Genomic DNA, 19,667 nt, shown 5'->3' with positions numbered 1-19,667 from the left:
AATTATTTTTCTAGATACGACCTCGAAAATGAAAAACTCACCTCTCGATCCCGCATCGCAAAAGATCCTCGCCGAGCTGCAGAAAAACGCCCGGATTTCCTCCAATGAACTGGCGGAGAAAGTCGGCATGTCGGCCAGTCCGTGCTGGCGCCGGCAGAAGGAATTGGAAGACAACGGTTACATCGTGCGCTACACCGCCGTGGTCGACCGGCGCAAGCTGGGATTGTCGGTGTGCTGCCTGGCGCACATCTCCCTGCTGCGCCATGCCGAGGGCGTGGTGGAGAAGTTCGAGGAAACCATGCGCATGCGTCCCGAAGTGATCGAATGCTACGAAACCACCGGCACCGCCGACTACATGGTCAAGGTCATCGTGCCCGACATGGACGCCTATCACGACTTCCTGCACAACGTGCTGGTCAAGCTCAACGGCGTCTCGCAGGTCAACACCAGCGTGGCGCTGCGTGAAGTGAAATACGAGACTGCGCTGCCGATCTGAGGCAACGCAAGACTTTTTAACCCTTGTAAATCCCGCAGCCGATCACCAGGCCGTTGATCTCTTCGATGTAGGTGGTCTTTTCTTCCAGCACGGCGGTGACCGGATTCGGCCAGCGGTAGTCGATCCAGCCTTTGCCGGCGCCCTTGGCGGTGTCGACGAATTGCTTGATGAACAGCTTGCCGTCGGCGTCCTTCAGGTCAATCAGGTTACGCCCGATCAGCTTGGCGTTTTCGCCGTGCGCGAGCGTGTTGCCGTTGAGGTCGATGACGTTGATGTAGAGGTCGCGCTGCTTGAATGCCGGCGTCGGGCGGCTGAAGTCGGCCAGCGCCGCGTCCTTGCCCTGCTGCTTCACGTGCTGCACCGCGCGCTTGACCATCGCCACCGCGTCTTCCGTATGGTTCTCGAGGCGGAAGGCGCTGACCGATTGCGCCAGCGAAGTCGCAAGCTCCTGCATCTTGACCGCCGACGAGGCGGCTTGCTCGACCATCGCGGCGTTCTGCTGCGTCATGCGGTCCATCTGTGTGATGGCCTGGTTGATCTCGCCGATGCCGCTGCTCTGCTCGCGGCCGGCCTGGGTGATTTCGGAGATGATGCGCTCGACGTGCTGCACCGAGTCGACGATTTCCTTCATGGTGCCGCCGGCCTGGCCGGCCAGGGCGTTGCCGCTCTGCACCTTCTGCACGGAGTCGTCGATCAGGGTCTTGATTTCCTTGGCGGCGACGGCCGAACGTTGCGCCAGATTGCGCACTTCCGAAGCGACCACGGCGAAGCCCCTGCCCTGTTCGCCGGCGCGCGCCGCTTCCACCGAAGCGTTGAGCGCGAGGATGTTGGTCTGGAAGGCGATGCCGTCGATCACGCTGATGATCTCGACGATCTTGCGCGAGCTCTCGTTGATCGAACCCATGGTGTCGAGCACCTGACTCACCACCTGGCCGCCCTTGACGGCGAAGCCGGACGCCGCTTCGACGATCTGGTTGGCGCGCACAGCATGGTCGGCGTTCTGGGTGACGGTGGCGGTCAGCTGTTCCATCGAGGAAGCGGTCTGTTCCAGCGAGCTGGCCTGCGCTTCGGTGCGCGCCGACAATTCGCTGTTGCCGCTGGCGATCTGGCCGGATGCGTCCGAAATCACCTGCGTGCTGGAGCGCACTTCACCGACGATCTTGAGCAGGCTCTGGTTCATGGCCTGCAACGCTCCCAGCAGGTCGCTGACTTCGTCGCGCCCTTCCACCACCACTTTGGAAGACAGGTCGCCGGTGGCCACGCGCCGTGCGACCGACACCGCCGCCTGCAAGGGTCGCGTGATGCTGCGGCTCAGGCGCCAGGCGATCAGGGCGCATGCCAGCATCAGCGCAACGCCGGCGCCGAGGGCGAATTTCAGCAGCACGCCACGCGCGGCGTCGGAATCGGTCAGCGCCGCAGCGATGGCGCTCTTCTGCGCCGCCGGCACGGTGGCGGCGATTTGCGTCAGTTGCTGCGACAAATCGTTTTGCAGCGACGCCGCCTGGATGGCGATCGCCGCGCCGAGCGCGACCAGCAACACGAACAGCAGCGCAAAGCCGCCGCCCAGCCGCACACCGATAGAAAACCGACGCAGGTTCATTGTCTCCACTCCGTTGTTGTTTTGCGATCTTCGCCGCTATGTTTTTTTGCCAAGTTTTTAATGTTTCGCGAAACCCAGATAGCTCTCGATGATCTGTTTGTTGGCAGCGAGTTCCGAGGCCGGACCTTCCATCACCGGCTCACCCATTTCCAGCACGTAGGCATAGTCGGCGACCTGCAATGCGGCGCGCGCATTCTGCTCGATCAGCAGCGTGGCGACGCCGGTCTTGCGCAGCTCGCTGATGATGTGAAAGATTTCCTTGGTGATCAGCGGCGCCAGGCCCAGGCTCGGTTCATCGAGCATCAGCACTTGCGGCTTGGCCATCAGCGCACGGCCGACCGCCAGCATCTGGCGCTCGCCGCCGGACAAGGTGCCGGCCGCCTGCTTGCGCCGTTCCAGCAGGCGCGGGAACAAGGCGTAGACCGGGTCGAGCTGGTCCATGTAGTTGGCTTCGCCATTCTTCTTGCGCTTGTAGGCGCCCAGTTGCAGGTTGTCTTCGACGCTCATGGTGGCGAACAGCTCGCGCTTTTCCGGCACCAGGCAGAGGCCGCGCGCGACGCGGTCTTCGACGTCCATGCTGCTCAGCTCCTGGCCGAGGTACTTCACGCTGCCGCTGGCCGAACCGCTGGTCGGCAAGGCGCCCATGATGGCGTTGAGCAGGGTCGACTTGCCGGCGCCGTTGGGGCCGATGACGGTGACGATCTGGCCGGCGCGCACTTGCAGCCTGGCGCCGTGCAACGCTTCCACCTTGCCGTAGCGCGCGTCGAGGTTGCTGACGTCGAGCAGCACTTCGCCGTTGTTGATTATCGCGCTCATTATTCAACTCCTCCGAGATAGGCTTCCAGCACGGCAGGATGGACCTGGATCTGCGCCGGGGTTCCCTCGGCGATCTTGGTGCCGAATTCCATGACCACGATGTGATCGGTCAATTGCATCACGAAGTCCATGTCGTGCTCGACCAGCAGCACGGCCATGCCTTCAGCGCGCAGCTTCCTGAGCAGTTCGGACAACGCCTCTTTTTCCTTGTAGCGCAAACCGGCGGCCGGTTCATCCAGCAGCAGCAAGGCCGGATCGCAGCACAGCGCACGGGCGATTTCGAGGATGCGTTGCTGGCCCAGCGCCAGGCTGCCGGCGGGACGGTACAGCATGTCGCCGAGGCCGACGCGTTCCAGCTGGCGTTTGGCTTCGAGCAAAATTTTGTCCTCTTCCTTGCGGTTCAGGCGCAGGATGCTGGCCAGTGCGCCGCCTTGCGCTGCACGGTCGCCGCGCAGGTAGGCGCCCATGGCGGCGTTCTCGAGCACGCTCATGCCTGGCACCAGGCGCACGTGCTGGAAGGTGCGCGCGATGCCGCGGCTGGCGATCTGGCGCGACGACAATCCCGCGATCGAGCGGCCGCGATAATTGACTTCGCCGCTGGTGATCGGCAGCACGCCGGTGACCAGGTTGAAGGTTGTCGACTTGCCGGCGCCGTTGGGGCCGATCAGGCCGACCACTTCGCCGGCCTTGACCGAGAAGCTGACGTCGTTGACCGCCACCAGGCCGCCGAACTGCTTGCGCGCGGCCTTGACGTCGAGGATGACGTCGCCGGCGGCAGGCTTGTCCTTGTGCGCCAGCGCAGGCGCATCGTCCGGCGCCCTGGCCGACGGCCGGCCCGGGAAGCGCGCCTGGATGAACGGCCACAGGCCTTCATTGGCGTATTGCAGGAACAGCACCAGTGCAATACCGAAGACGATGGCCTCGAAGTTGCCGCCGGTGCCGAGCACGGCCGGCAGCCACTCTTGCAGGAAGTTGCCGAGCAAGGTGATCAGGCCGGCGCCGAGCAGCGCGCCCCAGACGTAGCCGGCGCCGCCCACTACCACCATGAGCAGGTAGTCGATGCCGTACTTGAGGCCGAACGGGGTCGGATTGACCGCGTGCTGCAAATGCGCGTACAGCCAGCCGGACACGCCGGCCAGCATGGCGGCGTAGGCGAAGATGACGATCTTGAGCCAGACCGTGTTGACGCCCATCGCTTCCGGCATGACGTAGCCGAACTTGAGCGCGCGCACGGCGCGGCCGGTGCGCGAGTTGAGGAAGTTCTTGACCGACACCAGCGCCAGGATCACCACTACCCAGATCAGCACGTACATCGACTTGCCGCTGCTGAACTCGAAGTTGAACAGCGGAATCGACGGGATGCCGCCGATGCCGTCGTACTTGCCCAGGCTTTCCAGATTGCCGAACAGGAAGTACAGCGACAGTCCCCAGGCGATGGTCGACAGCGGCAGGAAGTGGCCCGAGATGCGCATCGTGACCGCGCCGATCAGCAGCGCCGAGACGCCCGTGATGAGCAGCCCGGCCAGCAGGCCGATCCACGGCGACAGGCCGAATTGGGTGGTCACGTAAGCGGTGGTGTACGCGCCGATGCCGACGAATGCAGCCTGGCCGAACGAGGTCAGGCCGGCGACGCCGGTCAGCATCACGAGGCCGAGCGCGACGATGCTGTACAGGCCGACATAAGATAACAGCGTGATCCAGAACGGCGGCACCGACAGGAACGGCAAAGCCAGCACTACCAACAGGACGACGACAGGCGCAATGGTCGAGAGAACGAGTTTGTTTTTCATGTGTTCCACCTCAGGCTTCTTCATCGACGTGGTTGCTGGTGAGCGAGCGCCACAGCAAGACGGGGATGATCACCGTGAAGACGATGAGGTCCTTGAACGAGCTGGCCCAGAACGAGGAGAAGCTCTCGATCAGGCCGACGCCGACCGCGCCGATAGCAGCGATCGGATAGCTGGCCAGGCCGCCGAAGATGGCGCCGACAAAACCCTTGAGCGCGATCAGGAAGCCCGATTCGTAATTGATGATCGTGAACGGCGCGATCAGGATGCCGCACAGCGCGCCGATGCCGGCGCTCAGCGTGAACGACAGCTTGCCGGCCTGGTTGGTGCCGATGCCGACCAGGCGTGCGCCGAGGCGGTTGACGGCGGTCGCACGTAGAGCTTTGCCCGACAATGTGCGTTCAAAGTAGAAATAGATGCCGACGATCAGCGCGATCACGGTGCCGATCACGATCAGGCTCTGGCCCGAGATCGTCATCTCGCCGATGGTGAATTGCGCATCGGTGAAGGGCAAGGTGTTGGAGCCTTCCGGACCGAACATCAGCAAGCCCAGGCCGACCATCGCCAGATGCACGCCGAGCGAGACGATCAGCAGCACCAGGATGCTGGCATGCGCCAGCGGCTGATAGGCCAGGCGATACACCATCGGGCCCATGGGCACGACGATGGCCAGCGCCAGCGCGATCTGCGCCAGCATCGGCAAATCCTTGAGCGGGACGTAGAGCGTGACGGCGTAGATGGCGATCGGGAACAGCAGGTATTTGCCCGCCAGCAGCGGCAGCCGACCGAGCAGCTTGCCGCGGCGATCGGCGCGGCGCAGGTTGCTGGCCAGCTCGCACAGCATGGTTGCCACGCCCAGCGCCACCATCAGCAGCGCGGATTGCGGCGCATGGCCGCCCTGGATGGCCGCCAGGGTCAGTGCGCCGAAGGCGACGAATTCGCCTTGCGGCAACAAGATGACTCGCGTCACCGAAAAAACCAGTACCAATGCCAGCGACAGCAAGGCGTAAATTGCGCCCGTCGTAATGCCGTCTTGCACCAGGACCGCAAAGATACTTGCGTCCACGTCCATCCTCCCTTGGTTGCATGGCGGCAGGCGCGCGCCGTGCAGATTGAAATAGTGTTGTCGAAGGCGATGCCGGTCGATGCCGGTTGTCGCCTTCTGCCCTGCGTGCGCACTCCGGAAATTCAGGAGCGCTGCCGCAGGCTTTTTGTTATTGGGTGTTGCGGGGTATTACCGTGATTAGTTCTTCTTGGCGACCAGCGTCAGGATGTCGTACGAAGCCACCAGTTCACCGTCCTGGTTGGTCACTTCGACGTCCCATGCGACCACGCCCTGGCCGACGCCGTTGACGTCTTTCTTGTTGCGGTCGATCTTGCGCTTGCAGGTCAGGCGTGCGCGGATGGTGTCGCCGATGCCGACCGGCTTGACGAAGCGCAGCGTGTCCAGGCCGTAGTTGGCCAGCACCGGACCCGGCGCGGGCGAGACGAACAGACCGGCGGCGGCCGACAGCACGAAGTAGCCGTGCGCGATGCGCTTGCCGAACGGCGACTCCTTGGCGGCGATCTCGTCGAAGTGCATGTAGAAGTAGTCGCCCGACAGGCCGCCGAAATTGACGATGTCGGCTTCGCTGACGGTGCGGCGATGGGTCAGCAGCGAGTCGCCGATCTGCAGGTCTTCGAAGTGATGGCGGAACGGATGGATGTCGGACTCGCGCACGGCAGCGCCGCGCACGTGTTCGCCGGTGACGGCGGCCAGCATGGTCGGCGAACCTTGCACCGCCGCGCGTTGCAGGTAGTGCTTGACGGCGCGTGCTCCGCCCAGCTCTTCACCGCCGCCGGCGCGGCCGGGGCCGCCGTGCTTGAGTTGCGGCAAGGGCGAGCCGTGACCGGTGGATTCCACTGCCGCTTCGCGGTCAAGGATCAGCAAACGTCCATGCCATGCGGCGGCGATCGGAATGGCCTTGGCGGCGACCTTGGGGTCGTGCGTCACGAGGCTGCCGACCAGGCTGCCGCGGCCGCGTGCGGCCAGGTCCAGCGCGCCGTCGAAATCGTCATAGGCGATCAGCGTGCTGACCGGGCCGAAAGCTTCAATATCATGCACCGCCGGATTGGCGACGCCGTCACGGCACAGCAGCAGCGTCGGCGCGAAGAAGGCGCCGTCACCAACCGCATCACCGACCGGGTTGAAGCCGTCGCCGGCGCCGAAGATCTGTTCATTGCCGGCCTTGAGCAGCGCCAGGCGTTCGGCGACGTCATGCTGTTGCGCCTTGGAAGCCAGCGGCCCCATGCGCACCTGTTCCAGCGACGGGTCGCCCACCACGGTCTTGGCCAGGCGCGCGCGCAGGCGTTCGGCGACGGCGTCGATGTGTTGGCGCGGCACGATGGCGCGACGGATCGCGGTGCACTTCTGGCCCGCCTTGGTGGTCATTTCGCGCGCGACTTCCTTGACGAACAGATCGAACTCTTCGTCGTCCGGCGAGACGTCCGGGCCGAGGATGGCGCAGTTGAGCGAATCGGCTTCGGCGTTGAAAGGAACGGAATGGCGGATCAGGTTCGGATGCACGCGCAGCTTGGCGGCGGTGTCGGCCGAGCCGGTGAAGGTCACCACGTCCTGGCCCAGCATGCGGTCCAGCAGATCGCCGGTGCCGCCGATGATCAGTTGCAGGCTGCCGGCCGGCAGCAGGCCGGAGGCGTTGATCAGGCGTACTGCGGCTTCGGTCAGGTAGCTGGTGGCGGTGGCCGGCTTGATCAGGCATGGCATGCCGGCGAGGAAGGTCGGCGCGAATTTCTCAAGCATGCCCCAGACCGGGAAATTGAAGGCGTTGATGTGCACGGCGACGCCGCCGCGCGGCACCAGAATATGCGTGCCGGCGAACTTGCCCTGCTTGCCCAGCGGGATGGCCGGACCTTCATGCACCAGGTTACCCGATGGGAATTCGTTGCCGCCCACGCTGGCGTAGGCGAACAGGGTGCCGGAACCGCCTTCGATGTCGATCCAGCTGTCGGCGCGCGTGGCGCCGGTATGCGCGGAGACGGCGTAGAGCTGTTCCTTGTGTTCGTTGAGGTATTTGGCGAGCGCGCGCAGGATGCCCGCGCGCTGCTGGAAATCGAGCTTCAGCAATGCCGGCAATCCCTGCTTGCGCGCATAGGTCACGGCTTCATCGAAGTCGATGCTCTCGGCATGCGTGGAGGCGATGAGACGGCCGTTGACGGCGCTGTTGAGCGGCGTCGCGGCGGTGGAACCGATCCAGCGGCCGCCGATGTAGCTTTGCAAGAGTGTGGATTGTGCTGTCATTGTTGTGTCCGATTTGTGCTCGAAAAACTGAGGCAGCGACGACGTTGGGACGCTAAAACGGCAAGGCGCTGAGGTAAGCCTCCCCTCGGAAGCCATCCCTCAGCCGCCCTGCCCGTTTCTACGTCATCGCATTGCCGGTAACGATGTTGCGCTTACGGTTGGTACTTCCATGCGCCGTTGACGATCTTCACCATCACCGAAGCGCGTTGATCCAGGCCGAGGTGGTCGGTGGCCGACATGTTGTAGACGCCGTGCACGCCGTTGACATTCTTGGAGGCTTCCAGCGCGTCACGCAGTGCGGCGCGGAATTCAGGCGTCCCGGGCTTGCCCTTCTTCAGCGCTTCCGGCGCGGCGGCTTGCAGCAGCAGGCCGGCGTCCCAGGCATAGCCGCCGAACAGCGAGACGCTATCCTTGCCGTGCACCGCTTCATACTTGACGGTGTAGGCCAGGGCTACCTTGCGGATCGGATTGTCGGCCGGCAGTTGCGCCGCCACCAGCACGGGGCCGGCCGGCAGCAAGGTGTTGTCCAGCAGCTTGCCGCCTACGCGCAGGAAGTCGGAATTGGCGACGCCGTGGGTCTGGTAGATCAGGCCCTTGTAGCCGCGTTCGGCCAGGGCGCGCTGCGGCACGACGGCCGGGGTGCCGGAGCCGGCGATCAGGATCGCATCAGGCTTGGCCGACATCAGCTTCAAGGCTTGCGCGGTGGCCGAGGTATCGTTGCGTGCAAAACGTTCGTTGGCCACGACTTCGACCTTCTTCAAGGCGGCGGCCTTGCTGAATTCGCTATACCAGCCTTCGCCATAGGCATCCGCGAAGCCGACGAAACCGACGCGCTTGATGCCGCGCGCAACCATGTCCTGCACGATCGCCAGCGACATCATGATGTCGTTTTGCGGCGTCTTGAAGACCCATTTCTTTTTCGCGTCCATCGGTTCGACGATGCGCGCCGAGGCGGCCAGCGAAATCATCGGCGTCTGCGCTTCGGCGACCACTTCAATCATCGACAGCGAGTTCGGCGACACGGTCGAACCGATGATCAGGTCGACGTTGTTTTCGGAGATGAAACGACGGGTGTTCTTGACTGCCTGGGTGGTGTCGGAGGCGTCGTCCAGGACAATGTAATTCACTTTTTGGCCGGCGATGGTGGTCGGCAGCAGGGCGATGGTGTTTTTTTCCGGGATGCCGAGCGATGCAGCCGGGCCGGTGGTCGAGAGGGTCACACCGACGTTGATGTCGGCGTGCGCTGCGCCGGCAAAAGCCAGCATTGCCAATGCAACCGACGTGGTCAGGGCGTTGAGTTTTTGGACGAATTTCACTTGCAGTCTCCTTGGTTGATTTTCTGGTCACTTCTTGCTGCATCGTTTGCCTGCAGCGTCCTGCCCGGATGGAAGCGGTTTGCACCGTCCCCTCCCCGTCTCTTGCGCAGAAATGATCGACTCTCAATCTGGAGCCTTGCTCATTCCTGCCGTATTCTTTTCCGTCTCAGGACTGGCCGATATCGTCCAGTCGCACTGCGCCGATGCCGCCGAACAGCAGGTCCGACACCACCATCGCCATGCGCTCATGCGTCAGTTCGCCATCCGGCTTCAACCACATGAACATCCAGTTGATCATGCCGAACAGCAGCATCGTCAACGGCTTGGCCATCTTGCTGGCGTCCAGCTCGGGCCGTACACCGATCATCGCCTGCGCCATGGCGCCAACCACCTTACGCTCGCCGGCGAAGATGCGCTGCTGGTCTTCCTCTTTCAGGAAGCGCACATCTTCGGTCAGCACCCGATGCTCGTTCTGGGCATCGGCGTATTCCTCGACAAATCGCTGCACCATCAGGCGCAGGCGCGGTTCCGGCGCCAGATCCTGCTGCGCCACTTCATCGACCAGAGCGCACAGGCGCTCGATATGGCCTTCGCAAATAAACATCAGCAACTGATATTTGTCCGACATGTAGTGATACAGCGATGCCTTCGACAGGCCGCATGCCTCCGCCACTTCATTCATCGACGTGCCGGGAAAACCATTGCGCGCGAACAAGGTTGCCGCTTGCTCGATGATCAGGTCGCGCTGGTTATCAAATCCTGCTGCACGCTTGCGTGGCATTTTCTTCCTTTCAACAAATTCCAAGAAGCCGTGATTGTGCCGTAAATCCGACCCAATTCAGCTTCACCTGTCGCTCTCACCGGCTTGCATTCACTCGTCGCTGCGCAAGTTCGTGCTGGCATTCCGGCATGTCGCGACATGCTGAAAGAACGTCAAACCATCTCCCGACCGTTTTTACAATGGCTCGCTCTTCCGCTCTGGGCGCGGCTTTGGCGCGCACTCCTGCACGCCGCGAACGCAACACAAATAGCGAAAATAGTTCAAAACATTATTGACCGACCGGTCGGTTGAATTTATTATTAACCAAAATCGGATGCCAGGCAAATGTTTTTTACATTGCCCCGCCCCACCAAAAACAGAGCCGGAACATCTGGACAAGCAGGTCATCAAGGAGACGAGCAATGCCGTGTTATTCGATAGAAGGCGTGATCCCGGTGGTGGATCCCAGCGCCTACGTTCATCCGACCGCCGTGTTGATCGGCGACGTGATCGTCGGACCGGATTGCTATATAGGACCGGCCGCCTGCCTGCGCGGCGATTTCGGCCGCATCGTCATGCATCGCGGCTCCAACGTGCAGGACACCTGCGTGGTGCACGGCTTCCCCGCGCATGACACGGTGATCGAAGAAAACGGCCACATCGGCCACGGCGCCGTATTGCACAGCTGCATCGTGCGCCGCGACGCGCTGGTCGGCATGAATGCCGTGGTGATGGACGACGCCGAAGTCGGTGAAGAAGCCATCGTCGCCGCCAGCGCCTTCATCCGCGCCGGCATGAAAGTGCCGCCGCGCTCGCTGGCCGCCGGCGTCCCGGCCAAGATCCTGCGCGAACTGACTGAGCAGGAAATCGCCTGGAAGCGAGAAGGCACGCATACCTATCAGAACCTGACCAAGCGCTGCCTGGCCAGCATGAAGGAAGTCCAGCCGCTGCAAGAGATCGAAGCCGATCGGCCAAAATTGAAAGCGCCCGCGGTGGAGCCCCTGATCGCGGCAAAGAAGAACTGAAGCGTTACCCATTTAGCTTATTTAGAAACACGCCGTCGCGCCGCAGTGAATCACTGTTCAGGTCATTGATCAGCGCGGCACTATCACCTCAGTGGAGATGAACATCATGTATGCACAACTGGTAGAAACCGGCCTCAAGAACGTGCGCTCGCTTGACGAGATGAGCGCGGAAGAACGCGCGTTCCAGGCGCGCATCGACGAGGGCGTCAAGATCGAGCCGAAGGATTGGATGCCGGACGCCTATCGCAAGACGCTGATCCGCCAAGTGTCGCAGCACGCGCACTCGGAAATCGTCGGCCAGTTGCCGGAGGCGAACTGGGTCACGCGCGCACCGACGCTGGAACGCAAGGCCGTGCTGCTGGCCAAGATCCAGGATGAAGCCGGTCACGGCCTGTACCTGTACAGCGCCGCCGAGACCCTGGGCGTATCGCGCGACCAGTTGCTGGCCGACCTGCATTCGGGCAAGGCCAAGTATTCCAGCATCTTCAATTACCCGACGCTGTCGTGGGCCGACATGGGCGCCATCGGCTGGCTGGTGGACGGCTCCGCGATCATCAACCAGATCCCGCTGTGCCGCTGCTCTTACGGTCCGTATGCGCGCGCCATGGTACGCGTCTGCAAGGAAGAATCCTTCCATGCGCGCCAGGGCTACGACATCATGATGTCGCTGTGCAAGGGCACGCCGGAACAGAAACAGATGGCGCAGGATGCGCTTAACCGCTGGTGGTGGCCGTCGCTGATGATGTTCGGCCCGTCCGACGCCGCCTCGGTCAACAGCGCGCAGTCGGCACAATGGCGCATCAAGCTGTTCTCCAACGACGAGCTGCGCCAGCGCATGGTCGACCAGACCGTGCCGCAAGCCGAATACCTCGGCCTGACCGTGCCCGATCCTGATCTCAAGTGGAACGAGGAAACCGGCCGCTACGATTTCGGCGCGATCGACTGGGAAGAATTCCACAACGTCCTGCGCGGCAACGGCCCTTGCAATCGCGAGCGCCTGCAGACGCGCAAGAAGGCCTACGACGACGGCGCATGGTTCCGCGACGCACTGGTCGCCCACGCCGACAAGAAACAGACGGCGCAAGCTGCCGCATAAGTAGCCACATAAATACGCAATCCAATACAACACAGCCACGACCGCCCGCCTGCCTGCAGTGCGGCCGGTCCAGTCCAAAGGAAGAGATGATGAGTAAAGAATGGCCGCTATGGGAAGTTTTCATCCGCAGTCAGCACGGCCTGGCGCATAAGCACGTCGGCAGCCTGCACGCGCCTGACGCCGAGATGGCGATCAACAATGCGCGCGACGTCTACACCCGCCGCAACGAAGGCGTCGGCATCTGGGTGGTGCGCGCCGCGGATATCGTCTCCAGCAGCCCGGGCGACAAGGTCGCGCTGTTCGAGCCGGCCAACAACAAGGTGTATCGCCACCCGACCTTCTTCCCGATGCCGGAAGAAGTGAAGAACCTCTAACCCTTGCGTTCAGGAAACCGGCATGTCAGATAAAGCAACTTATGTACGCCGCCTCGGCGACAACGCGCTGATCCTCAGCCAGCGCCTGTCTGAGTGGTGCGGCAAGGGCCCTGCCCTGGAAGAGGATATGGCCTTGACCAACGTCGCCCTGGACCTGATCGGCCAGGCGCGCATGTGGCTGTCCTACGCCGGCGAACTCGAAGGCGACGGCCGCAGCGAAGACCAGCTTGCCTTCCTGCGCGATGCCCATCAGTTCAGCAGCGTGCTGCTGGTCGAACAGCCCAACGGCAACTACGCGGATACGCTGGTGCGCCAGTTCTTCTTCGACGCGGCGCATTACTTCCTGCTGGAAGCGCTGACGACCTCGACCGATCCTCGCATCGCCGAGATCGCGCAAAAGTCGATCAAGGAAGTGACCTATCACGTACGCCGCAGCGGCGACCTGATCGTGCGCCTCGGCGACGGCACCGAACTGAGCCATCGCATGGTGCAGCAGGCTGTCGATTACCTGTGGCCGTACACCGGCGAACTGTTCAGCAGCGACGCCGCCGACCTGGCCATGCAACAGGAAGGTGTGGCGCCCGCGCCGGACGCGATCCGCGCACAATGGCTGCAGCATGTACAGGAAATCCTGACCGAAGCCACCCTGCAGACGCCGCCGGCCGACGCCTGGATGCAAAGCGGCGGCAAGCAAGGCAAGCACACCGAACACCTCGGCTACCTGCTGGCGGAAATGCAGTTCCTGCAGCGCGCCTATCCGGGAGCCACCTGGTGATCGCGAGCGCTTCCAGCCTGTCGACCGAGCAACTCCAGGAACAAATCTGGAGTTGGCTGCACCTGGTCCCCGACCCTGAAATCCCGGTGATTTCGGTGGTGGACCTGGGCATCGTGCGTGACGTGCAAGTCAGCACGGGCGACGAGCAGGAAGTGCAATGCACCATCGTGATCACGCCGACCTATTCCGGCTGCCCCGCCATGCAGGTGATTTCCCAGGAGATCGTCACAGTGCTGGCGCAGCATGGCATTGCCGGCGTCGACATCCAGACCCGGCTGTCGCCGGCCTGGAGCACCGACTGGATGAGCGAGCACGGCAAGAGCCAGCTCAAGGGCTACGGCATCGCGCCGCCGGCGCAGCAGGTGATCGACATCAGCGGCATCAGCCGCAAGCGCTTGCAGGCGCCCAAGGTGGCCTGCCCGCATTGCGGCTCGATGCATACCGTGGTCGTCAGCCAGTTCGGTTCAACCTCCTGCAAATCCCTGTACCAGTGCAAGGATTGCCTGGAGCCGTTCGACTATTTCAAAGCCCATTGAGTCCGTTGATATCTCAATAGGCGTCCCAAGCACATCAGGCAGACATCCATCATGAGCAAATTTTATCCTCTGACCGTCGGCAACGTGAAGAACGAAACCCGCGACACCATCGTCGTGTCGTTCGACGTGCCGGCCGAACTCAAAGAGACCTTCCAGTACCAGCAGGGCCAGCACCTGACGCTGCGTTCCGAGATCAACGGCGAAGACCTGCGCCGCTCCTACTCGATCTGCTCGGCGGTGCAGGACGACCAGTTGCGCGTGGCGATCAAGCGCACGCAAGGCGGCGTCTTTTCGACCTGGGCCAACGACACGCTCAAGCCGGGCCAGAGCCTGCAGGTGATGCCGCCGATGGGCCACTTCAACCTGCCGCTGGACGCCGCCAACCAGAAGCACTACCTGGCCTTCGCCGCCGGCAGCGGCATCACGCCGATGCTGTCGATCATCAAGACCACGCTGCTGGCCGAACCGGGCAGCCGCTTCACGCTGGTGTACGGCAACCGCGCGTCGTCGTCGGTGATCTTCAAGGAAGAGCTGACTGATCTGAAGGACGTCTACCTGGAACGCCTCAACATCGTCTACGTCATGAGCCGCGAACAGCAGGACGTTGAATTGTTCAACGGCCGCATCACGCGCGAAAAATGCGATCAGTTCTTCAAGTCCTGGATCGACCTCGACGACATCGACGCCGCCTTCATCTGCGGCCCGGAAGAGATGCTCAACGCGGTCAGCGCATCGCTGCAGGCCAACGGCCTGGACAAGTCCGCCATCAAGGTCGAACTGTTCGCCGCCAGCATCCCGAAACACAAGGCCGTGGCGCAACGTCCGGTGGTCGGCAAGCAGGAATGCGAAGTCACCGTGATCGTCGACGGCTACCACACCGTCTTCACGATGGAGAAGGAAAAAGAATCCTTGCTCGACGCCGGCCTCAAGAACGGCATCGACATGCGCTATTCGTGCAAGGGGGGCGTCTGCGCCACCTGCCGCTGCAAGATCGTCGAAGGCAAGGTCGACATGGACGCCAACTACTGCCTGGAAGACTATGAAATCGCGCGCGGCTTCGTGCTGAGCTGCCAGAGCTTCCCGGTCACCGACAAGCTGCTGATCGACTTCGATCAGGATAATTAAACTCGCTGAGCCGAGCTGATCCGCGCTGATCCCAACTGATCCCAACTGATCCTACGTCGACCACTACACAATCATTCAGGAGACCACATGTCGACCACCTTCTTTGAACGCCACCGCGCCACGCTGGATAAAGCGGTACAAGCCATCGGTGAACGCGGCTACTGGAGCCCGTACAGCGAAAGCCCAAGCCCGCGCGTCTACGGCGAAACCGCCGCCGACGAGGGCAAGGCCGCTTACGAGGCGCGCCTCAACCGTCCGTTCGAGATCGACCAGGCCGGCACCACCGGCCGCACCGGCAATGAAGTCTCGCCTTACGGCCCGGCGCTCGGCATCACTTACCCGAAGGCCGACATCGATCAGCTGCTGCAAGGCGTGGCCGCCGCCGGCGTCGCCTGGCGCAAGGCCGGACCGGAAGTCTGGGCCGGCGTCGCGCTGGAAATCGTCGCCCGCCTGAACGCCCGCAGCTTCGAAATCGCCCATGCCGTCATGCACACCACCGGCCAGGCCTACATGATGTCCTTCCAGGCCGGCGGCCCGCATGCGCAGGACCGCGCAGTCGAAGCGATCGCCTACGCCTGGCAGGAAACCAGCCGTATCCCGGCCGGCGCGCATTGGGAAAAACCGCAAGGCAAGCACGACCCGCTGAAGATGCAGAAGAGCTTCCGTATCGTGCCGCGCGGCATCGGCCTGGTGATCGGCTGCTGCACCTTCCCGACCTGGAACAGCTATCCCGGCATGTTCGCCGACCTCGCGACCGGCAACACCGTGATCGTCAAGCCGCATCCGGGTGCGATCCTGCCGCTGGCGATCACCGTCGAGATCGCGCGCGCGGTCATCGCCGAAGCCGGTTTCAATCCCGACGTCGTCACCCTGGTCGCGCATGAAGCCGGCGACAAGGTCGCCACCGAACTGGCGCTGCGTCCGGAGATCAAGCTGATCGACTTCACCGGCAGTTCCGCCAACGGCAACTGGCTGGAGCGCAATGCAGTGCAGGCGCAAGTCTTCACCGAGAAGTCCGGCGTCAACCAGATCGTCATCGACTCGACCGCCGACTTCAAGGGCATGGCGCGCAACATCGCGTTTTCGCTGGTCCTGTATTCCGGCCAGATGTGCACCACGCCGCAGAACATCTATATCCCGAAAGACGGCATCGCCACCGAAGAAGGCCATGTGAGCTTTGACGCCGTGGTGGCCGCCATCGGAGAGGCAATCAACAAGCTGACCGGCGATCCGGTCAAGGCGGTGGAATTGCTGGGCGCGATCCAGAACACTGCCGTGCTGGACCGCATCGAGGCGGCGCGCAAGGTCGGCGAGGTTGTGCTCGACAGCACAGCGCTGCAACATCCGCAATTCCCCGAGGCACGCATTCGTACGCCGCTGCTGGTGAAGGCGGCCGGCGGCAAGGCCGTGACGGAAGAGTTTTTCGGCCCGATCTCGTTTGCCATCGGCACCGACAGCACCGCCGAGAGCATCAGGCTGGCCGAGAAAACCGTGCGCGAACATGGCGCGCTGACGCTGTCGGCCTACACCACCGATGCGGCCGTCAAGGAAGCACTGGGTGATGCCGCCGCCGAAGCCGGCGTGGCGCTGTCGCTGAACCTGACCGGCGGCGTGTTCGTCAATCAGTCGGCGGCCTTCAGCGACTTCCACGGCACCGGCGCCAATCCGGCGGCCAACGCCGCGCTGGCCGATACGGCCTTTGTCGCAAGCCGCTTCCGCGTGGTGCAGACCCGCGAACCTGTCTGATCGTTTAGGAACCCGCCATGCAATACGAATCCATCCTGTTTGAAAACACCGACGGCGTCGCCGTCATCACGCTGAACCGGCCCGACAAGCTCAACAGCTTCACGGTCGCCATGCATCTGGAAGTACGCGATGCGCTGGAAAAAATCAAGGCCGACGCCGGCGTGCGCGTCTTGCTGCTGACCGGCGCGGGTCGCGGCTTCTGCGCCGGGCAGGACTTGTCCGACCGCGCGGTGAAGCCGGGCGACGGCGCCGTCGATCTGGGCGAATCGATTGAAAAATACTACGGCCCGCTGGTGCAGACGCTGCGCGCCCTGCCCTTCCCGGTGATCTGCGCGGTCAATGGCGTGGCCGCTGGCGCCGGCGCCAATATTCCGCTGGCGTGCGACATCGTGCTGGCGGCGCGTTCGGCCAGCTTCGTGGAAGTGTTCTGCAAGCTGGGCCTGCTGCCGGATACCGGCGGCACCTACTTCCTGCCGCGCCTGGTCGGCACCGCGCGCGCCATGGGCCTGGCGATGCTGGGCAACAAGCTGAGCGCCGAACAAGCCGAGCAATGGGGCCTGATCTGGAAATGCGTCGACGACGACAAATTGCAAACTGAAGCGCGCGCCATGGCGCAACATTTCGCCACCGCGCCGACCAAGGGTCTGGCGCACACCAAGGCGGCGATCTATCAGAGCCCGGCCAATACCCTGACCGAACAGCTGGCGCTGGAACGCGACAGCATGCGCGCGCTCGGTTATAGCCGCGACTACAAGGAAGGCGTCACGGCCTTCCTTGAAAAGCGCGCGCCGCTGTTCACCGGAGAATGAGCATGTCCGGCAGCAATTATCCCAAAGCGTTGGCCCCTTCGCGCACTGTTGCCGTCATCGGCAGCGGCGCCATGGGCGCCGGCATCGCGCAAGTGGCGGCAGCAGCCGGCTACACCGTGCAGCTGTTCGACACGCGCGCCGAAGCGGTGGCGAAAGCGATCGCCGATATCGGCGGCATGTTCAGCAAGCTGGCCGACAAGGGCCGCATGACGGCCGACGAAGCGCGCGCCGCCACGGCACGCCTGCGTCCGGCGGCGGCCCTGTCCGAGCTAGCCGAAGCCGGCCTGGTGGTCGAAGCCATCGTCGAAAACCTCGACGTCAAGCGCAAGCTGTTCGCCGACCTGGAAGCCGTGGTCGCGGACGACTGCATCTTCGCCAGCAACACTTCGTCGATTTCCATCACCAGCATCGGCGCCGCGCTACGGTTGCCGCAACGACTGGTGGGCATGCATTTCTTCAACCCGGTGCCGTTGATGGCGCTGGTCGAAATCATCAGCGGCCTGGCCAGCGATGCGGCCGTGGCCGAGTGCGTGTACGACACCGCGCTGGCCTGGGGCAAAAATCCGGTGCACACCAAATCGACGCCGGGCTTCATCGTCAATCGCGTGGCGCGTCCCTACTACGCCGAAGCCCTGCGCATCCTCAATGAGCAGGCGGCCGAACCGGCCACCATCGACGCCATCCTGCGCGAAGCCGGCGGCTTCCGCATGGGACCGTTCGAGCTGATGGACCTGATCGGTCATGACGTCAACTTTGCAGTGACGCAGTCGGTATTCAACGCCTACTTCACCGATCCGCGCTTTACGCCGTCGCTGATTCAGCAGGAGTTAGTCAACGCCGGCTTCCTCGGGCGCAAGAGCGGACGCGGCTTCTATCGCTACGGCACGGATGCCGTCGCACCGACGCCGGCTACCGAGGGCTCCTTTGAACGTGCGGCGCAGGCGGTACAGCTGTTCGGCACCGGCGCGCTGGCCGAGGCGCTGGCTGCACGACTGGGCAACGTCAGCGTAGAACGTAGCAGCACTCCCGGCGCCGATAATGCAGTGCTCCAGTGCGGCAGCGCCCGCGCCTATCTGACCGACGGCCGCAGCGCCACGCAGCGCGCCGCCGACAACCGTCATGCCGATACCGTGCTGATCGACCTGGCGCTGGACTTCGGCAAGGCCACGCGCGTGGCCGTGACGCGCGCCGATCAGTGCAGCGACGCCGCCTATTCCTCGATTGTTGCGCTGCTGCAGGCGGCCGGCTTTGCCGTTTCGCGTCTGGACGACGTGCCGGGCATGGCAGTCATGCGTACGGTGGCGATGCTCGCCAACGAAGCCGCCGACACCGTCAACCAGGGCGTGTGCAGCGCCGCCGACGCCGACATGGCGATGCAGAAAGGCGTCAATTATCCGCGCGGACCGCTGGCCTGGGCCGACGCCATCGGACTGGACACCATCGCCGAAGTGCTGTCGCACCTGGCCGCCGCCTATGGCGAAGACCGCTACCGCGTGTCGCCGCTGATCATGAGAAAAACCGCAAGCAAAGGAAAGTTCCATGGCTGAAGCAATCATCAACGCCGCTGCTGTGCCCGCGGTTGCGCTCAACCCCGAAGAAGCGCAGGCGCTGGCCGAAGCCACCGCCAAGTCCATGTATGCACGCGACAACGCCACACAGGCGCTGGGCATGAAGATCCATGAAGTGCGTCCCGGTTATGCGCGGCTGTCGATGCTGGTGCGTTCAGACATGCTCAACGGCCATGCGTCCTGCCACGGCGGCTTCATCTTTGCGCTGGCCGACAGCGCATTCGCATTCTCATGCAACAGCCGCAACCAGGCCACGGTCGCCTCCGGCTGCAGCATCGAGTACCTGGCGCCCGGCGCGGTCAACGACGTGCTGACGGCGGAAGCCATCGAGCAATCGCTGGCGGGACGCACCGGCGTCTACGACATCACCGTCACCAACCAGGACGGCAAGCGTATCGCGCTGTTCCGCGGCAAGTCCTATCGCATCAAGGGCGAAGTCATCGCCGGACTGGACGCCACGGCGCTGGCGCGCGCCGCTGCAGCCTGACGTGCTGAACACGAAATTACCCATTACACAATAGAGCAGAGCCCTCACGGAGA

At 63.3% G+C, this 19,667-nt stretch carries 18 protein-coding genes; 11 read left to right on the top strand and 7 right to left on the bottom strand.

The genetic code is table 11. From position 1 onward, the window contains the following. Positions 1-28 precede the first annotated feature (28 nt). The gene (locus ACIROW_RS20760) at positions 29-496 is read left to right on the top strand and encodes an Lrp/AsnC family transcriptional regulator (protein WP_402278448.1); all 468 of its coding nucleotides are present in this window, start codon (positions 29-31) and stop codon (positions 494-496) included. A 16-nt stretch (positions 497-512) separates the two neighbouring features. Here ACIROW_RS20760 and ACIROW_RS20755 read toward each other — a convergent pair whose 3' ends face one another. The 7 genes from ACIROW_RS20755 to ACIROW_RS20725 form a co-directional block, all read right to left on the bottom strand. Beyond that, on the bottom strand, positions 513-2,096 hold the full coding sequence (locus ACIROW_RS20755) for a methyl-accepting chemotaxis protein (protein ID WP_402278446.1): 1,584 nt from the start codon (positions 2,094-2,096) through the stop codon (positions 513-515). Positions 2,097-2,153: 57 nt separating this feature from the next. Continuing rightward, positions 2,154-2,912, bottom strand: a complete 759-nt coding sequence (locus tag ACIROW_RS20750) for an ABC transporter ATP-binding protein (protein WP_402278444.1) — start codon at positions 2,910-2,912, stop codon at positions 2,154-2,156. Continuing rightward, positions 2,912-4,702 carry an ATP-binding cassette domain-containing protein gene (locus tag ACIROW_RS20745; RefSeq protein WP_402278442.1) on the bottom strand — a complete coding sequence of 597 codons (1,791 nt, stop codon included), beginning with the start codon at positions 4,700-4,702 and terminating at the stop codon, positions 2,912-2,914. The genes ACIROW_RS20750 and ACIROW_RS20745 overlap by 1 nt, the downstream gene beginning before the upstream one ends. A 10-nt stretch (positions 4,703-4,712) precedes the next feature. Further along, positions 4,713-5,765: a branched-chain amino acid ABC transporter permease gene (locus ACIROW_RS20740; RefSeq protein WP_402278440.1), complete on the bottom strand. Its 1,053-nt coding sequence runs from the start codon at positions 5,763-5,765 to the stop codon at positions 4,713-4,715. A 177-nt stretch (positions 5,766-5,942) separates the two neighbouring features. After that, positions 5,943-7,997 (bottom strand): phenylacetic acid degradation bifunctional protein PaaZ, encoded by a 2,055-nt coding sequence (gene paaZ, locus ACIROW_RS20735; protein WP_402278438.1) that lies wholly within the window; start codon positions 7,995-7,997, stop codon positions 5,943-5,945. 152 nt (positions 7,998-8,149) lie between these two features. Then, on the bottom strand, positions 8,150-9,262 hold the full coding sequence (locus ACIROW_RS20730; RefSeq protein WP_402278774.1) for an ABC transporter substrate-binding protein: 1,113 nt from the start codon (positions 9,260-9,262) through the stop codon (positions 8,150-8,152). A gap of 217 nt (positions 9,263-9,479) precedes the next feature. Beyond that, complete coding sequence (locus ACIROW_RS20725) at positions 9,480-10,094, bottom strand: TetR/AcrR family transcriptional regulator (RefSeq protein ID WP_402278436.1); 615 nt, start codon at positions 10,092-10,094, stop codon at positions 9,480-9,482. 401 nt (positions 10,095-10,495) lie between these two features. Between ACIROW_RS20725 and paaY the strand changes: the two genes are divergently transcribed. The 10 genes from paaY to paaI all read left to right on the top strand — a co-directional run bounded on the left by paaY (position 10,496) and on the right by paaI (position 19,614). Then, a complete protein-coding gene (paaY, locus tag ACIROW_RS20720) occupies positions 10,496-11,098 on the top strand; it encodes a phenylacetic acid degradation protein PaaY (protein WP_402278434.1) in 603 nt (200 codons plus the stop codon). 106 nt (positions 11,099-11,204) lie between these two features. Beyond that, positions 11,205-12,194: a 1,2-phenylacetyl-CoA epoxidase subunit PaaA gene (paaA, locus tag ACIROW_RS20715; protein ID WP_402278433.1), complete on the top strand. Its 990-nt coding sequence runs from the start codon at positions 11,205-11,207 to the stop codon at positions 12,192-12,194. Positions 12,195-12,283: 89 nt separating this feature from the next. After that, the gene (gene paaB / locus ACIROW_RS20710; protein ID WP_016836359.1) at positions 12,284-12,568 is read left to right on the top strand and encodes a 1,2-phenylacetyl-CoA epoxidase subunit PaaB; all 285 of its coding nucleotides are present in this window, start codon (positions 12,284-12,286) and stop codon (positions 12,566-12,568) included. A 22-nt stretch (positions 12,569-12,590) separates the two neighbouring features. Then, positions 12,591-13,343, top strand: coding sequence for a 1,2-phenylacetyl-CoA epoxidase subunit PaaC (paaC, locus tag ACIROW_RS20705; protein WP_402278431.1), 753 nt, complete (start codon positions 12,591-12,593; stop codon positions 13,341-13,343). After that, the gene (gene paaD, locus ACIROW_RS20700; protein WP_402278429.1) at positions 13,340-13,879 is read left to right on the top strand and encodes a 1,2-phenylacetyl-CoA epoxidase subunit PaaD; all 540 of its coding nucleotides are present in this window, start codon (positions 13,340-13,342) and stop codon (positions 13,877-13,879) included. The genes paaC and paaD overlap by 4 nt, the downstream gene beginning before the upstream one ends. A gap of 51 nt (positions 13,880-13,930) precedes the next feature. Then, positions 13,931-15,004: a 1,2-phenylacetyl-CoA epoxidase subunit PaaE gene (gene paaE / locus ACIROW_RS20695; protein ID WP_402278428.1), complete on the top strand. Its 1,074-nt coding sequence runs from the start codon at positions 13,931-13,933 to the stop codon at positions 15,002-15,004. Between the two features lie 87 nt (positions 15,005-15,091). After that, entirely contained in the window at positions 15,092-16,750 is a 1,659-nt protein-coding gene (gene paaN, locus ACIROW_RS20690) for a phenylacetic acid degradation protein PaaN (RefSeq protein ID WP_402278426.1), read from the top strand. A gap of 17 nt (positions 16,751-16,767) precedes the next feature. Continuing rightward, a complete protein-coding gene (gene paaG, locus ACIROW_RS20685; RefSeq protein ID WP_402278424.1) occupies positions 16,768-17,559 on the top strand; it encodes a 2-(1,2-epoxy-1,2-dihydrophenyl)acetyl-CoA isomerase PaaG in 792 nt (263 codons plus the stop codon). Between the two features lie 2 nt (positions 17,560-17,561). Beyond that, positions 17,562-19,106, top strand: a complete 1,545-nt coding sequence (gene paaH / locus ACIROW_RS20680) for a 3-hydroxyacyl-CoA dehydrogenase PaaH (protein WP_402278423.1) — start codon at positions 17,562-17,564, stop codon at positions 19,104-19,106. After that, positions 19,099-19,614 carry a hydroxyphenylacetyl-CoA thioesterase PaaI gene (gene paaI / locus ACIROW_RS20675; RefSeq protein ID WP_402278421.1) on the top strand — a complete coding sequence of 172 codons (516 nt, stop codon included), beginning with the start codon at positions 19,099-19,101 and terminating at the stop codon, positions 19,612-19,614. Before paaH ends, paaI begins: the two co-directional genes overlap by 8 nt. The last annotated feature ends 53 nt before the right edge of the window (positions 19,615-19,667 follow it).

This window comes from Herbaspirillum sp. NPDC101397, from assembly GCF_044767325.1.
Taxonomy (GTDB): Bacteria; Pseudomonadota; Gammaproteobacteria; order Burkholderiales; family Burkholderiaceae_D; genus Herbaspirillum.
This window is presented reverse-complemented; position numbering and strand designations above follow the sequence as displayed.